16 protein-coding genes and 1 other annotated feature are annotated in these 15822 nt (G+C 56.3%); of the genes, 4 read left to right on the top strand and 12 right to left on the bottom strand.

Annotated elements, in window-relative coordinates; all coding sequences use genetic code 11:
- Window positions 1-27 precede the first annotated feature (27 nt).
- The 9 genes from hisIE to hisL all read right to left on the bottom strand — a co-directional run bounded on the left by hisIE (window position 28) and on the right by hisL (window position 7264).
- A complete protein-coding gene (gene hisIE, locus AC07WB_RS12545) occupies window positions 28-639 on the bottom strand; it encodes a bifunctional phosphoribosyl-AMP cyclohydrolase/phosphoribosyl-ATP diphosphatase HisIE (protein ID WP_345829059.1) in 612 nt (203 codons plus the stop codon).
- Complete coding sequence (hisF, locus tag AC07WB_RS12540; RefSeq protein WP_007888882.1) at window positions 633-1409, bottom strand: imidazole glycerol phosphate synthase subunit HisF; 777 nt, start codon at window positions 1407-1409, stop codon at window positions 633-635. The genes hisIE and hisF overlap by 7 nt, the downstream gene beginning before the upstream one ends.
- Window positions 1391-2128, bottom strand: a complete 738-nt coding sequence (gene hisA, locus AC07WB_RS12535) for a 1-(5-phosphoribosyl)-5-[(5-phosphoribosylamino)methylideneamino]imidazole-4-carboxamide isomerase (RefSeq protein ID WP_494940607.1) — start codon at window positions 2126-2128, stop codon at window positions 1391-1393. Before hisA ends, hisF begins: the two co-directional genes overlap by 19 nt.
- Window positions 2128-2718, bottom strand: a complete 591-nt coding sequence (hisH, locus tag AC07WB_RS12530; protein WP_494940606.1) for an imidazole glycerol phosphate synthase subunit HisH — start codon at window positions 2716-2718, stop codon at window positions 2128-2130. The genes hisA and hisH overlap by 1 nt, the downstream gene beginning before the upstream one ends.
- Window positions 2718-3785: a bifunctional histidinol-phosphatase/imidazoleglycerol-phosphate dehydratase HisB gene (gene hisB, locus AC07WB_RS12525; RefSeq protein ID WP_494940605.1), complete on the bottom strand. Its 1068-nt coding sequence runs from the start codon at window positions 3783-3785 to the stop codon at window positions 2718-2720. The genes hisH and hisB overlap by 1 nt, the downstream gene beginning before the upstream one ends.
- Window positions 3782-4858 carry a histidinol-phosphate transaminase gene (hisC, locus tag AC07WB_RS12520; RefSeq protein WP_345829067.1) on the bottom strand — a complete coding sequence of 359 codons (1077 nt, stop codon included), beginning with the start codon at window positions 4856-4858 and terminating at the stop codon, window positions 3782-3784. Before hisC ends, hisB begins: the two co-directional genes overlap by 4 nt.
- The gene (hisD, locus tag AC07WB_RS12515) at window positions 4855-6162 is read right to left on the bottom strand and encodes a histidinol dehydrogenase (protein WP_494940604.1); all 1308 of its coding nucleotides are present in this window, start codon (window positions 6160-6162) and stop codon (window positions 4855-4857) included. The genes hisC and hisD overlap by 4 nt, the downstream gene beginning before the upstream one ends.
- A gap of 4 nt (window positions 6163-6166) precedes the next feature.
- Entirely contained in the window at window positions 6167-7066 is a 900-nt protein-coding gene (hisG, locus tag AC07WB_RS12510) for an ATP phosphoribosyltransferase (protein WP_097096747.1), read from the bottom strand.
- Window positions 7067-7119: 53 nt separating this feature from the next.
- Window positions 7120-7241: a sequence feature (His leader region), on the bottom strand.
- Complete coding sequence (gene hisL / locus AC07WB_RS12505; protein ID WP_100396937.1) at window positions 7217-7264, bottom strand: his operon leader peptide; 48 nt, start codon at window positions 7262-7264, stop codon at window positions 7217-7219. (Overlaps the previous feature by 25 nt.)
- A gap of 176 nt (window positions 7265-7440) precedes the next feature.
- Between hisL and AC07WB_RS12500 the strand changes: the two genes are divergently transcribed.
- Window positions 7441-8268 (top strand): SDR family oxidoreductase, encoded by an 828-nt coding sequence (locus AC07WB_RS12500; protein WP_345829071.1) that lies wholly within the window; start codon window positions 7441-7443, stop codon window positions 8266-8268.
- A gap of 62 nt (window positions 8269-8330) precedes the next feature.
- Here the strand turns inward: AC07WB_RS12500 and AC07WB_RS12495 are convergent, their stop codons facing one another.
- Window positions 8331-9608, bottom strand: coding sequence for an NAD(P)/FAD-dependent oxidoreductase (locus tag AC07WB_RS12495; protein WP_494940603.1), 1278 nt, complete (start codon window positions 9606-9608; stop codon window positions 8331-8333).
- Window positions 9609-9682: 74 nt separating this feature from the next.
- Window positions 9683-10447: a gamma-glutamyl-gamma-aminobutyrate hydrolase gene (puuD, locus tag AC07WB_RS12490; RefSeq protein WP_494940602.1), complete on the bottom strand. Its 765-nt coding sequence runs from the start codon at window positions 10445-10447 to the stop codon at window positions 9683-9685.
- Between the two features lie 210 nt (window positions 10448-10657).
- On the opposite strand from puuD, the gene AC07WB_RS12485 reads away from it, so the two are divergent.
- Both AC07WB_RS12485 and AC07WB_RS12480 read left to right on the top strand, forming a co-directional pair.
- The gene (locus AC07WB_RS12485) at window positions 10658-12076 is read left to right on the top strand and encodes a glutamine synthetase (protein WP_176519214.1); all 1419 of its coding nucleotides are present in this window, start codon (window positions 10658-10660) and stop codon (window positions 12074-12076) included.
- A gap of 373 nt (window positions 12077-12449) precedes the next feature.
- Complete coding sequence (locus AC07WB_RS12480; RefSeq protein WP_494940601.1) at window positions 12450-13808, top strand: APC family permease; 1359 nt, start codon at window positions 12450-12452, stop codon at window positions 13806-13808.
- An 84-nt stretch (window positions 13809-13892) separates the two neighbouring features.
- Here AC07WB_RS12480 and ygbI read toward each other — a convergent pair whose 3' ends face one another.
- Window positions 13893-14654 carry a DNA-binding transcriptional repressor YgbI gene (gene ygbI / locus AC07WB_RS12475; RefSeq protein WP_097096753.1) on the bottom strand — a complete coding sequence of 254 codons (762 nt, stop codon included), beginning with the start codon at window positions 14652-14654 and terminating at the stop codon, window positions 13893-13895.
- A 258-nt stretch (window positions 14655-14912) separates the two neighbouring features.
- Here ygbI and ltnD point away from each other — a divergent pair, with 258 nt between their 5' ends.
- Window positions 14913-15821, top strand: coding sequence for an L-threonate dehydrogenase (gene ltnD, locus AC07WB_RS12470; RefSeq protein ID WP_494940600.1), 909 nt, complete (start codon window positions 14913-14915; stop codon window positions 15819-15821).
- The last annotated feature ends 1 nt before the right edge of the window (window position 15822 follow it).

The raw sequence follows: 15822 nt of genomic DNA, 5'->3' as shown, positions 1-15822 counted from the left end.
ATTTTGAGCAGCATATTGCACAATCGGTTATTTATGCCGCGCGCGCAGATTATTAATGATGGTACTCAAATCCAGCTCCTGGTCCTGCAGCAGCACCATCAAGTGATACAGCAGATCAGACGCTTCATTGGTCAACTCGTGACGATCGTTAACCGTGGCTGCCAGCGCGGTTTCCACGCCTTCTTCCCCCACCTTCTGCGCAATGCGCTTGGTACCGCTGGCGTAGAGCTTTGCGGTATACGAGCTCTCCGGATCGGCGGTTTTGCGTGAAGCCAGCAGCTGCTCCAGCTGGTAGAGGAAAGTCCAGTCTGGCGCCGCCGGCGAGAAGCAGCTTGAGGTGCCGAGATGGCAGGTTGGGCCAATCGGATTCGCCAGCACCAGCAGCGTGTCGTTGTCGCAATCCGGCGTGATGCTCGCCACTTGCAGGAAGTGGCCCGAGGTTTCGCCCTTGGTCCACAAACGGTTTTTGGTGCGAGAGAAGAACGTCACGTTGCCCTCGCTGAGGGTTTTTTGCAGCGCTTCCTCGTTCATATAACCGTGCATCAGCACTTCACCGGAAACATTGTGCTGGACGATAACAGGCATCATGCCCGCAGTTTTGACCCAATCCAGCTTGCTCAGTTGTTCTGCAGTTAACACGCGCGAATCTCCACACCGTTGTCGATCAGGAAGTTTTTCAACTCACCGATATTGATAATTTGTTTGTGAAACACCGAAGCGGCCAGCGCGCCATCGACGTTCGCCTGTTCAAAAGCCTCGAGGAAATGCGGCATGGTGCCCGCGCCGCCGGACGCGATCAGCGGCACTTTACAGACGTCGCGCACTTTCTTCAGCTGCACCAGATCGTAGCCGTTACGCACGCCATCCTGGTTCATCATATTGAGGACGATTTCACCTGCGCCCAGTTTCTGCACTTCCTGCACCCAATCGAGGGTTTCCCACGTGGTGACTTTGGTGCGCGCTTCGTCGCCGGTGTACTGATTAACGTGATACTTACCGCTCGCTTCGTCGAACCAGGTATCAATGCCCACCACAATACACTGCACGCCAAAGCGATCGGCCAGGCGCGTAATCAGTGTAGGATCGGCCAGCGCCGGGGAGTTGATAGAAATCTTGTCAGCGCCGAACTGCAGAATGCGCGCCGCGTCTTCCTCACTCTTGATGCCGCCCGCCACGCAGAAAGGAATATCAATCACTTCCGCTACGCGCGATACCCAACTTTTGTCCACCACGCGGCCATCCGATGAGGCGGTGATATCGTAGAACACCAACTCGTCCGCGCCTTCCTGCGCATAACGCTGCGCCAGCGGCACGATGTCACCGATGATTTCGTGGTTACGGAACTGAACACCTTTTACCACTTGCCCGTCACGCACATCGAGACAAGGAATTATCCGTTTTGCCAGCATGCAATCGCCTCCGCCACCGTGAATTTATCTTCCAGTAAAGCGCGACCAACGATCACACCCTGCGCGCCGCTGCCGCGTAATGCCGCGATATCATCCAGCGAACCGATGCCGCCGGAAGACTGGAAAGCGATATCCGGGAAGGCCGCAGACACCTCTTTATACAGCGCGACGTTGGAGCCGCTCAGCGTGCCGTCGCGCGAAATATCGGTGCACAGCACATGCTTGAGGCCAACCGGCTGATACCAGCCAATCACCTCTTCCAGCGTGACGCCCGCCGCTTCCTGCCAGCCGCTGATCGCCACGTCTTTGCGATTATTGGCATCAATGCGCACATCTAATGCCAGCACGATGGCGTCCGCGCCAAACTCGCTAAACCAGCTTTTAACCTCTTCCGGTTGCTTCACCGCGGTGGAACCGACCACCACGCGCGTAGCGCCGGCAGCCAGCAGCGCCGCCACGTCATCACGGTTGCGGATGCCGCCGCCCACCTGCACCGGCACGTTCACGCCGCGCAGTAAGCTGGTGAGCAGGGGAATCTGGCGTTTGGCCGGATCTTTCGCGCCGGTTAAATCCACCAGATGCAGCACCTCGGCGCCCTGGCGTTCGTAATCCTGCAAGCGTGGCAGCGGGTCGCTACCGTAATCGCGCTGCTGGCCATAATCGCCCTGATGCAGGCGCACCACGTTGCCGTCGATTAAATCTAATGCGGGGATAATCATCACATCTCCAGGAAATTTTTCAGCAGCTGCGCGCCGGCTTTACCCGAACGCTCGGGGTGGAACTGCACGCCAAAGAAGTTATCTTTCTGCAGGGCCGCGGTGAACGGATGGCCGTAGTCGCACTGGGCGATGGTCGCCGCATTCACCGGCATGGCGTAGCTGTGCACGAAATAGAAGTAGCTGCCATCGGGAATATCGCGGAACAGATGATGACCCGCTTTGGCGGTGATTTGGTTCCAGCCCATGTGCGGCAGCGGTAAACCTTGCGTATCCATCAGCGACACCGGTTCATCGATCAAACCGAGCGTGGTCACGCCACCGTTCTCATCGCTGCCGCGGCCGAGTAGCTGCATACCGAGGCAAATGCCCAGCACCGGCTGGGTACAGGCTTTGATCAAGTCGATGAGATCGCGCTCCTGCAGCTGATTCATCGCCGCCTGCGCGGTACCTACGCCCGGCAACAGCAGTTTGTCAGCATGCAGCACTACGTCCGGATCGCGGCTAACCTGCGGCGTGTAGCCAAGGCGCTCAATCGCCCACTTCACCGACGACAGGTTGGCGCAGCCGGTATCAAGGATCACCACGTTCATCACAGCACTCCTTTCGAGCTCGGCAAGGTGTTGCCTTCCACGCGAATTGCCTGGCGCAGCGTGCGGCCAAAGGCTTTGAACAGGCTCTCTACGCGATGGTGATCGTTGCGGCCTTTGGTTTTCAGGTGCAGCGTGCTCATCATGGCGTAGGAGAGCGAGCTGAAGAAGTGCTCAACCATTTCGGTGCTGAGATCGCCGACGCGCTGATAGCTAAATTCGGCTTTGAATTCGATGTGCGGGCGGCCGGAGATATCCAGCGCGCAGCGCGCCAGGCACTCATCCATTGGCAGCACGAAGCCGAAACGGCCGATGCCACGTTTGTCGCCCAGCGCTTTCAGCAGCGCTTCGCCGAGCGCCAAACCGGTATCTTCTACCGTGTGGTGATCGTCGATATAGAGATCGCCTTTTACATCAATGTTCATGCGGAAGCCGCCGTGCACCGCAATCTGATCCAGCATGTGATCAAAGAAACCGACGCCGGTGTTAATTTTGCTGCCGCCTTCGCGGTCCAGCCACACTTCGACTTTAATCTGCGTCTCTTTGGTGTTGCGTTGCACCAGCGCGTAGCGGTCACGTTTGGTCAGGCGCGCCTGAATTGCATCCCAATCTTCGCCTTCCGCGCCATAGCGCAGGCCCTGAATGCCCATGTTCTGCGCCAGCTGAATGTCGGTGAGACGATCGCCAATCACATAGCTGTTGGCCGTGTCCAGCGCGCCAGCGGCCAGCCAGGCTTCCACCATTTTGGTTTTCGGCTTACGGCAGTCGCAGTTATCTTCCGGCATGTGCGGGCAGATCAGGATGTCGCTGAAGTTCACGCCTTGCGAGCTGAGGATCTGCATCATCAGGTTGTGCGGACCATCAAAATCGGCCTGCGGGAAGCTGTCGGTGCCTAAGCCATCCTGATTAGTGATCATCACCAGCTGATAGCCCGCCGCCTGCAACGCCAGCAGTGCGGGAATGGCGTTTTTCTCAAACGCCAGCTTCTCCATACGATCCACCTGATAATCGCTTGGTGGCTCAGAGATGAGGGTGCCGTCGCGGTCGATAAAAAGGATCTTCTGACTCATGCTTGCTCCACTGATAAGGCTTGCAGCGCGGCGATCAGGCGCTCGCACTCTTTACGGGTGCCGATGGAGATGCGCAGGCATCCCGCAAGGCCGGGGTTTTTGTTTTGGTCGCGCAGAATAATGCCTTGATCCCACAGCGTTTTAAACACTTTTGGTGAATCCGTGAAGCGCGCCAGAATGTAGTTGGTTTCACTCGGGAACACTTGCTGCACCACCTCAATCTGCGGTAACTGCTCAAACAGCCAGGCGCGATTGGCGTTCAGTTCGGCGACGTGCTGGCGCATCAGCGCGATGCCTTGCTCGCTCAGCGCTTGCCCGGCGACATCGGCCACCGGCGTGGCGAGTGGATAGGGCGCAATCACCTTCATCAGTAGATCGATCACCGGCTTGTTCGCCAGGGTGAAGCCGCAGCGCAAACCGGCCAGCGCAAAGGCTTTTGACAGCGTACGCAGAATCACTAAATGCGGATAATCCTGCAGCCAGCTCGCCAGCGTCGCTTCCGGGCAGAACTCGATATAGGCTTCATCAGCCACCACCAGCGCTTTACCGGCGGTCATCGCCAGCAGCTCGCGGATGTCATCCTGATTGATCAGGTTGCCGGTGGGATTGTTCGGGCTGCACATATAGACAACTTTTACGCCGTCGATCTGCTCGGCAATCGCTGGCAGATTGAGCTGCCAGTCGTCGAGCGCGGCTACGGTGCGATATTCAATGCCGATGGTTTCGGCACTGACGCTGTACATGCCGTAGGTTGGCGGGCAGAACAGAATGGCATCTTTGCCCGGCTCGCAGAAAGCGCGCATCAGCAGCTCAATGCCTTCATCGGCACCGCGGCTCACCAGAACCTGCTCCGGTGTTAAACCGGCGTAAGCGGCGTAACGCTCAATCACCAACTTCGGCTGGCATTCCGGATAGCGGTTTAGCGTCTGCTGCGACAGCTCAAACGGCACCGGCAGCGGGAATTCGTTGGCGTTCAGCCACACATCACCGTTGCCACCCAGACGACGCGCCGATTGATACGGCGTTAGCGCGCGCACGTTGGCGCGCGCTAACTCTTCAATATTCAGGCTCATGCTTGCTCCTTCAGCGCGGCAACACGCAGGGTAACGGCATTTTTATGGGCTTCCAGCTGCTCGGCGGCGGCCAGGGTTTCAATTGTCGCGGCAAGATTAAGGAAACCTTGTGGCGTTAACTCTTGCACCGTCATACGTTTCTGGAAATCGGCCAGTCCAAGGCTGGAACAGGTGGCGGTGTAACCGTAGGTCGGCAGCACATGATTGGTGCCAGACGCGTAATCGCCTGCCGATTCCGGCGACCAGTCGCCAAGAAACACGGAACCGGCGCTAGTGATGCTGTCTACCAGATCGCGCGGTTGACGCGTCTGAATAATCAGGTGCTCCGGGCCGTACAGGTTGGAGATTTCGATGCACTGTTCCAGGTCGCGCAGCACGATTAAACGGCTGCTCTCCAACGCCTGGCGCGCGGTAGCGGCACGCGGCAGCTGTGCCAGCTGTTCCTCAACCGCTTGCGCCACGCCTGCAGCCAGCTGCAGCGACGGCGTCAGCAAAATCACCTGCGAATCCGGGCCGTGCTCCGCCTGCGACAGCAAATCGGATGCCACGAATGCCGGCGTTGCGCCTTCATCCGCAATCACCAGCACTTCCGATGGACCGGCAGGCATATCAATTGCCGCACCGTCGAGACGTTGGCTGACCTGACGTTTCGCTTCCGTCACATACGCGTTGCCTGGGCCAAAAATCTTGTCCACTTTCGGCACAGTTTCGGTGCCGAAGGCGAGGGCGGCGATGGCTTGTGAACCGCCAACCTGAAACACCTCTTTCACACCGCACAGCTGCGCGGCGTAAAGGATTTCATCGGCAATCGGCGGCGGCGAGCACAACACCACGCGGCCGCAACCGGCGATACGAGCTGGCGTCGCCAGCATCAACACGGTTGAGAACAGCGGGGCGGAACCGCCAGGAATGTACAAACCCACCGATTTCACCGGCCGGGTAATCTGCTGGCAGCGCACGCCGGGCTGAGTTTCGACATCCACTTCGGCAAGAATCTGTGCGTTATGGAAGGTTTCAATATTAGCCATTGCGGCAGCCATTGCCTGCTTCAGCGTGTCGCTCAGGCGATCGCTGGCGGCTTGCATCTCTTCTGGCGTGACGCGCAAATTATCCACCTGCGCCTTGTCGAAGCGCGCGCTAAATTCGCGCAGCGCTGCATCGCCTTCATTTTTCACTTTCACCAGCACGTCGCGCACGATGTGGCTGATGCTTTCTGAAGCCGACATCGCCGGACGCATCAGCAGCGCTTGCTGCTGCTCTGCGCTGCACTGTTGCCAATCAATAGGTGTCATCAGGTTGCTCATCGTGTTACTCCAACATTTTTTCAATTGGCAGTACGAGGATTGAGCTGGCGCCCAGCGCTTTCAGCTTTTCCATGGTTTCCCAGAACAGGGTTTCGGTGCTCACCATGTGCATCGCCACGCGGCTCACGTCACCGGCCAGCGGCAGTACGGTTGGACGCTCGGCGCCCGGCAGCAGGGCAATCACTTCTTCCAGACGCTCGCTTGGCGCGTGCAGCATGATGTACTTAGACTCACGCGCTTTGATCACGCCCTGAATGCGCGTCATCATTTTATCAACCAGTTCCTGCTTGGCGGCAGGCAGTTCGCCGTCGCGCTGAATCAGCACCGCTTTAGAGCGGTAGATGACTTCCACTTCGCGCAGACCGTTGGCTTCCAGCGTGGCGCCGGTAGACACCAGGTCACAAATCGCATCGGCCAGGCCAGCACGTGGTGCGACTTCGACAGAACCGTTCAGCAGACAGGATTTGAAGGCGACGCCTTGTTTATCGAGATATTTCTTCAGCAGGTGTGGATAAGAGGTGGCGATGCGGGCGTTATTCAGGCATTGCGGGCCGGTGTACTCTTCATCAACCGGCATCGCCAGCGACAGGCGACAACCGCCAAAATCCAGACGACGCAGCGTGAAGTAGCGCGGATCTTCGCCCTGAGCACGGCGGTTCAGCAGCTCTTCTTCCAGCACGTTCTCACCGACGATGCCGAGATCCACTACGCCATCCATCACCAGGCCAGGAATATCGTCATCACGCACGCGCAGGATATCGATGGGCATGTTCTCCGCAAACGCAATCAGACGCTGCTGCTGAAGGTTGATTTTGATACCGCAGCGGGCCAGCAGTTCGCGTGATTCATCGCTTAAACGGCCAGATTTCTGCATAGCTATGCGAATTCGGGTGTTATCTAACATGGTTCCTGTCCTCTTATTCAATCCTGTCTGAACGTATTGGGTTGCGTCCGCCCATAAAAAAACCCCCGGAAGAAGATCTTCCGGGGGCTCTCTTTGCGTTCGCACCACTGGAAGATCCTAATCGTCTCCCAGCACACATCGCCTGAAAGACTAGTCAGGATGATGGTGATGATGGTGGTTGAACTGAACGCGTGTCATAGTAAATTCCGTTGCTGAATGAGTATTCATTTGCGTGCTGATTAACCTAACGAAGATGGTGACAATTGGCAACCCTTTTTTAAGCGTCAATTTCCGGAATCTCCCGAAACAGTTTGCGCTGGTTTGGCACATCTACCGGCACTAAGATGAAGTCTGAGCCCATAGCAGGAGTCGATATGAAAAAGGTCGCGATTGTAGGTCTGGGATGGCTGGGTATGCCGCTGGCGATGGCGCTAACGACACGCGGCTGGCAGGTGACCGGCAGTAAAACCTCGCCGGATGGCGTGGATGCCGCACGCCGCTGCGGCATTGAGGCGTTTCAGCTGGTGCTGACGCCCGAACTGGAGTGTGAAGCCGAAGAATTAGATACGCTGATGGCGGTGGATGCGCTGGTGGTGACCTTGCCCGCCAGCCGCACGGTGAAAGGCGCGGAAGATTACATGCAGGCAGTACAGAACGTGGTGGATACTGCGCTGGCGAAAAAAGTGCCGCGCATCATCTTCACCAGCTCATCGTCAGTTTACGGCAGTGGCGAGGGCGTGATGAAAGAGAACAGCCCGCTGCAGCCGGAAACGGTGGCCGGTAAAACGCTGGTGGAACTGGAAAACTGGTTGCACGATCTGCCGGGCACCAGCGTGGACATTGTACGCCTCGCGGGATTAGTCGGGCCGAATCGTCATCCGGGGCGTTTCCTGGCGGGCAAAACCGGGCTGGAAAATGGCGGCCACGCGGTGAATCTGGTGCATCTCGACGACGTAGTGGATGCGATTGTGCTGCTGCTGCAAACGCCGAAAGGCGGGCATGTTTACAATCTGTGTGCCTCGAAACATCCGTCGCGCGACAGTTTTTACCCCAGCGTGTCGAAGCAGTTAGGGCTAGAGCCGCCAACGTTTGTGGCGGAGCCGGAGCGCTCGGCCGGTAAAGTGGTGGATGGCTCAAAAATCGCCAATGAGCTGGGCTTTGAGTACACCTACGATGACCCGATGAAAATGCCGCTGGAGTAGGTTTTTCAGGTGCGCATTAATGCGCACCCTACGATGTAGGGTTGCCATTCATGGCGACCTGGTCACACCCCAAACCGATCCCTTAACGCATACCATGCCGCACCCATCGCCGTGAGCGGCACTTTGAATCTTCGTCCGCCCGGAAATGGCAGGTGCGGCAGTTTCGCGAACGCATCAAAACGCTCCGCATGCCCACGCAGCACTTCAGCAATCAACTTCCCAGAGAGATGCATACAGGTAACGCCGTGGCCGCTGTCACCCTGCATAAAGAAGGCATTCTTCTCCACCTGGCCGAACTGCGGCATGCGCGATAAGGTCAGCAGGAAATTGCCGCTCCAGCGATGGCTGATTTTGATATCGCGCAGCTGAGGGAACGTACGCAACAGTTTGGGACGAATCAGCGCTTCGATATCATCCGGCTCGCGCGCACCGTACACCACGCCACCGCCATACAGCAGGCGGTTGTCGGCAGTCAGACGGAAGTAATCGAGCAGATAGTTACAATCTTCCACGCAGTAATTGTTTGGCAACAACCCTAGCGCCTGATCGCGCGTTAACGGTTCGGTGGTGACGATTTGCGAACCGCACGGCATACTTTTGCGGCTCAGGCGCGGTTCGAGCTGCGCTGGTAAATAGGCATTGCCTGCAAAAATCACAAAGGTGGCGGAGACTGCTCCTTTGGCGGTTTTTATTCGATGCGGTGCGCCATATTGCACTTCAATGGCCGCCGATTGCTCATAGATGCGTCCGCCATGGCGGCGAATGGCTTCCGCTTCACCCAGCGCCAGATTCAGCGGATGCAGGTGGCCGCCGCGCTTATCGAGTAATCCACCCACATAACGATCGGTGGCGACTTCGCGGCGAATAGCGCGTTCATCCAGCAGTTCCAAATCGTGATTGCCATAGCGGGCCCAGCTGGCTTTCTGGCTGCGCAGGTGGCCCATTTGTCGCTGATTGAACGCCGCAAAAATCCCGCCGGGACGATAATCACAGGCAATGGCATAACGATCGATGCGATCGCGAATTATCTCCGCGCCTTCAAACATCATGCTGCCGAGCAGTTGTGCGGTCTCTTTACCGTAACGCTGCTCAATCACATCCACATCCCGGCTGTAGGAGTTCACCACCTGGCCGCCGTTACGACCGCTGGCGCCGAAGCCAATTTGTGCCGCCTCTAACACCACCACATCGTAACCGGCCTCGGTCAGAAACAGGGCGGAAGAGAGGCCGGTAAAGCCTCCACCAATAATACAGACGTCACACTGCACCGATTCTTGCAGTTCAGGCCACGGCGCGTGAGCGTTGGCGGTGGCAGCGTAATAACTTCCCACGTGTTGCATAACATCCTCCTTAAGCGCGCAACCTTAGAAATGAGCAGACGTATGCACTTTTCCAGATGCCAAAGTGGCACGATTCATGGCTGTTTTTCGTTGTGATAATGGATAGCGGCGTGGATAAAGGCCGCAAACAACTGGCGCGAAATCGGATCGCGATCGGAGTGCCATTCCGGATGCCACTGCACGGCAAGCGCGAAAGGGTGCTGGCGCAGGCTTACCGCCTCAATCAGCCCGTCGGGCGCACGTGCTTCGACGCGCAATTGCGGACCAGGCTCGCGAATGCCCTGACCATGTAATGAATTGACAGCAAACGCCTCGCTGCTGCCGAGCAGCTGGCTCAGCATGCCATCAATTTCTGGCTGCACCTCATGCACCGGCGCATACTGCTCATCCAGCGACAGCGTGTCGTCTTCCCGGTGTTCCTGGAAAAGATGTGTCATATGCAATTGGCGATGCAGCGCACCGCCATTAGCGACCACCAGCTCCTGCAAACCGCGACAGATACCGAACATCGGCATCTTTTTACCGATCGCATGGGTGATGAGCCCAAAAGCGAGACGATCGCGCGCCGGATCGGCATGCGCCTCTTTGCCATCCTCGCCATAGTGCCAGGGTTCGATATTGCTGGGGCTGCCGGTCAGCAAAATGCCATCCAGCACCGTCATACTGTTTTCTAATAGATGTGGAGAATGCATCAGTTGGTGGGGCAACGGCAGCGGCACGCCACCGGCCAAAACGACAGCGTCGAGATACTTGTTGTGAACCGTTTGTGCTGAATGGTTGCCAATAACATTTTGGCACATCACTACACCAATCAAAGGCTTGTCAAAAATAATGCCCATAACGTCTCCGCGCTGCTGTTCAATATTTTCGCCGAAATGGCACGGCTGGCGTTAAAAGTGTGCAATGTTTTGTCAATCTAGCAACCGCTTGTTCGTTCTTCAAACAGATTTGTTACATTTGCACACTTTTTGCGTTAGCGCTATGTTAGAGGAATGGCTGTTATTTTGAGCATTGCGCGCACCAATTCTAAACGGTAAAGGGCGGGTGGGATCATGACGAACCTCGTAGAAGTAGAAGACTTCACGCGACATAGTGAAGAGAAACGAACAAGCGCGTTCCAGCTGGAGGTAAAAACCTGGCTGGAACGCCATCCTGAAACGCAGTATGTCGATATTCTTCTTAATGATTTAAATGGGGTATTTCGCGGTAAACGCATTCCCATCGCCGCATTGGCAAAACTGGAAAAAGGGTGTTATTTCCCTGCTTCGGTCTTCGCCATGGATATTCTCGGTAATACCGTCGAAGAAGCCGGACTAGGACAGTCATTAGGCGAACCCGACCACCTCTGTATACCGGTTCCTGGAACCTTAATCCCCTCAGCCGCCGACCCCACGCACATTGCGCAGCTGCTGCTCACCATGTGTAACCAAGATGGCACTCCCTTTGACGTTGAACCCCGTAATGTCCTCAATCGGCTGTGGCAACAGCTGCGCAATCGAGGATTGTTCCCGGTGGTAGCGGTAGAGCTGGAGTTCTATCTGGTGGATAAGAAGCGTGATGCGGAAGGATTTATTCAACCGCCGTGCTCACCGGGCAGCGATGAGCGCAACATGCAGAGCCAGGTTTATTCGGTAGATAATCTCGATCATTTCGCCGACGTGCTGCGTGATATCGACACTCTGGCGAAGCTGCAGGGCATTCCCGCCGACGGCGCACTGGCGGAAGCGTCGCCCGGGCAGTTTGAAATCAACCTGCATCACACGCGCGATGTGCTCAAAGCCTGCGATCATGCCATCCAGCTTAAACGCCTGGTGCGTCAGGTGGCGGAAAATCACGGCATGACCGCCACCTTTATGGCGAAGCCTTATGAAGAGTATGCGGGCAGCGGTATGCATGTGCACATCAGCATGCTGGACGCCGCCGATCACAACGCCTTTGCGCTGGATGACGGCAGCGATTCACCGCTGATGAAACGCGCGCTGGCGGGCATGATCGATCTGATGCCGGCTTCGATGGCGCTACTGGCGCCAAACGTTAACGCCTATCGCCGTTTTCTGCCCGAAGCCTATGTGCCGCTGCAAGCGTCATGGGGGCACAATAATCGTACCGTAGCACTGCGCGTACCCTGCGGGGATATGGACAATCACCGCATTGAGTATCGCGTGGCGGGAGCCGATGCAAATCCCTATCTGGTGGTGTCAACAATTCTTGCCGGAATTTTGCACGGTTTAGATAATCAGCTACCCTTACCGCATGCGGTGCAGGGCAATGGACATGAGGCAGAAGGGCTAGCGTTACCGATTCGGCAGAGCGATGCGCTGTACGAATTCGAGAATAGCTATCCGCTGCAAAAGCTGCTGGGTGAGCGTTTTAGCGGGGTGTGGCACAGCTGCAAACAGTATGAATTGATGCAGTTTGAGCGCCTGATCACCGCCACAGAGATCGACTGGATGCTCAAGAATGCTTAACCGCCTGAAGAATTGATCTAACGTCTTGTGCCGATGGCATAAGTTGGGGCAAAATACGCGCCCTGCAAAATGAGAAACTAACCGACGTTAACCACGTCGGTTATTTTTTTGCATGATGTACTCACTGACATTTAAACGAGGCCGGACACGCATCCGGATAGATAGATACTGACAAACACGCGTTGTGCGTGAGATTTGAGGAAAACAAAGATGGGACTGTTTAACATTGCACCAGCTCAGGCTGGTTCTCGCTTTCGTGATGATTACGGCGCGGCGACAATCGCAAACACAAAAATCACTTCTCACTGCAGCAAATTGCGCAGTATCCCTGTAGCCCAGCCGATCGCGGTTGTCGCTTGCGGGGGACTGAACAATGTCGCTTAACACCTCTGCCGCACCTCAGCGTGCACACCTGAAAAAATCTCTGACCTTGATCCCGGTTGTCATGATGGGCCTGGCGTATATGCAGCCAATGACCCTGTTTGATACTTTCGGTATCGTGTCTGGATTAACCGACGGCCACGTCGCCACCGCTTATGCTTTCGCCCTGATCGCGATTCTGTTTACTGCCGTGAGCTACGGCAAGCTGGTACGCCGCTTCCCATCTGCGGGCTCCGCTTACACCTATGCTCAGAAGGCAATCAGTCCGCACGTCGGCTTTATGGTTGGCTGGTCATCACTGCTGGACTACTTGTTCATGCCGATGATCAACATCCTGCTGGCGAAAAGCTATTTTGAAACGCTGGTGCCGGGTATTCCGTCGTGGATTTTCGTGGTGCTGCTGGTGGCCTTTATGACCATCTCTAACCTGCGTGGAATCAAAACCGTTGCCAACTTCAACAGCGTGATCGTGGTGCTGCAAGTGGTGGTGATGGTCGTGATCACCGGCATGGTGGTTTACGGTGTGGCACACGGTGTGGGCGAAGGGACATTGGTCAGCAGCAAACCATTCTGGTCTCAGGATGCACACGTGGTGCCGATGATTACCGGTGCGACGATTCTCTGCTTCTCGTTCCTCGGCTTTGACGGCATCAGCTCGCTGTCGGAAGAGACCAAAGATGCTGAACGCACTATCCCACGCGCGATTTTCCTCACCGCGCTGATTGGTGGTGTGATCTTCATTGGGGTTTCTTACTTCCTGCAGCTGTACTTCCCGGACATTTCGCGTTTCCAGAATCCGGACTCTTCACAGCCAGAAATCATGCTGTTCGTGGCGGGTAAAGCGCTGCAGATTGGCATTCTGATCTTCTCGGTGGTGACGGTATTGGCTTCCGGTATGGCCGCACACGCCGGTGTTTCACGTCTGATGTACGTGATGGGCCGCGACGGTGTGTTCCCGCAGCGTTTCTTTGGTTTCGTGCATCCGAAATACCGCACGCCGTCATTGAACGTGCTGTTGGTGGGTGGCGTGGCGCTGCTGGCAATCAACTTCGACCTGGTGACAGCGACCGCGCTGATTAACTTTGGTGCGCTGGTGGCATTTACGTTTGTCAACCTGTCGGTGATTGCCCAGTTCTGGATCCGTGAAAAGCGTAATAAGACGCTGAAAGATCACCTCAACTATCTGTTGCTGCCAATCATGGGCGCTCTGACGGTAGGTGCGTTGTGGATTAACCTGGAAGAGACCTCAATGGTTCTCGGCCTGGTATGGGCGGCGATTGGTATTATTTACCTCGCGTTTGTCACCCGTACCTTCCGCAATCCGGTTCCGCAGTTCAGCGAAGAAGTGTGATTTAAATGACCAGGTGCGCATTCATGCGCACCCTACAACGTAGGGGCGCCATTCATGCGCACCTGGTCGATAATCCCAGCAAACTCATCCCGCGATCACCAACTCCCACTTCCCCGCACTCAACGCTTCACGTCCCGCTTTGCTCAACTCCGCATCGGTAATCAAAGTATCAAACCGCTCCAGCGGCAGCGCCAGATACGTCGCAATCTTGTTGTACTTCGAGCTGTCGCTGAGCAACACGCGTTTGCTGCTGACATCGCTCGCCGCCTGCTTTACCGGCACTTTATCCTCGTCCGGCGTATACAGCCCGCGCGGACCCCAGCAGGAGGCCGAGATAAAGGCGATATCGATCGCCAGCTGGCGTAAATTGCGCGCCGCGGCTTCACCAACGCTCGAGCGATTCTCCCGGCACACCGTGCCGCCAGTGTGGATCAGCTTGCAGCCGCTGCTCTCCATCAGCAAACGTGCAATCACAAAATCATTGGTCACCACCAGCAAATCGTCACGTTCCGCCAGTTCGCGTGCCAGCGCCAGTGTCGTGGTGCCGGCATCCAGATAAATGCAGCTGTTTCGCGGAATATGACGTGCGGCGTACTGCCCAATCGCCATCTTTTCGCTGCTGTACATGCTGGTTTTTGCCAGATGCGACGGTTCGGCCGCTAAACGATCCGCCGAGCGCACACCACCCGAAACCGACAGCACCGCGCCTTGCTCTTCCAGCTTCTGTACGTCGCGACGAATTGTCATGTGCGACACGCCCAATCGTTCTGTTAGCTCGGCAATGCTCACAACGCCGCGCTCGGCAACCAACGCTAAAATTTGCTGATGACGTTCTACCGGAATCACACGCCTCTCCCGAATTATCATTTTTTCACATTGTAGATCATCGATTCACAGCCCGCAGCACAATTTATGTTGCCGAAATTTCAGTAAAAAGCGCGGCTGACGGGATTTACTTCCGCCATTATTACGTTGTGAATCCCTGTTAATCCTTAAGCAGGCAAGTTAATTTTTGTGATGTTACGCACGTTTATTGCCCGATATCTGCGGCAGACTTAACACCAATGAACAAATTATCACTTAAATTAACAATGGAGGTCTGCTGTGTCAGCAACCGTGAATAACATCGGCGTGATTGGTTTAGGTTCCATGGGCATGGGCGCCGCGCAGTCTTGCATCCGTGCAGGATTAAATACCTGGGGAGTTGATCTCAATCCGCATGCGCTGGAAACCCTACGCCAGGCCGGTGCACGCGATGCCCAAACCTCCGCCGCCCGCTTTGCGGCTGAACTGGATGCGGTGCTGCTGCTGGTGGTTAACGCCGCGCAGGTGAAGGCCATTCTGTTCGGTGAAAACGGTGTGGCGGCGCAGCTCAAGCCGGGCACGGTGGTGATGGTCTCTTCTACCATCTCTTCACAGGATGCGCAGGCGATTGAACAGCAGCTGGCACAGCATCAACTTTTAATGCTGGATGCGCCGGTTTCCGGCGGGGCAGCCAAAGCCGCGGTCGGGGAAATGACGGTCATGGCTTCCGGTAGCGATGAGGCGTTTGCGCGGCTCAAGCCGGTGCTGGATGCGGTGGCGACGAAAGTCTATCGCGTTGGCAGCGAAATCGGTCTGGGATCCACCGTCAAAATCATTCACCAGCTGCTGGCGGGAGTACACATTGCCGTGGGTGCCGAAGCGATGGCATTGGCCGCGCGCGCCGGTATTCCGCTGGACACCATGTACGATGTGGTGACCAACGCGGCGGGTAACTCATGGATGTTTGAAAACCGCATGCGTCACGTGGTGGATGGCGATTACTCGCCGAAATCCGCCGTGGATATCTTCGTGAAAGATCTCAATCTGGTGGCGGATACCGCTAAATCGCTGCACTTCCCGCTGCCGCTGGCCTCCACCGCGCTCAACATGTTCACCGAGGCCAGCAATGCCGGGCACGGTCGCGAAGATGACAGCGCGGTGATCAAAATTTTCAGCGGCATCACGCTGCCTCAGGCAAAGGAGCAGTAAT

It is taken from the genome of Pantoea sp. GW821-FHT03E06, assembly GCF_059420725.1.
The sequence above is the reverse complement of the archived record's forward strand: the minus strand, read 5'-3'. Positions and strand labels throughout refer to the sequence as shown.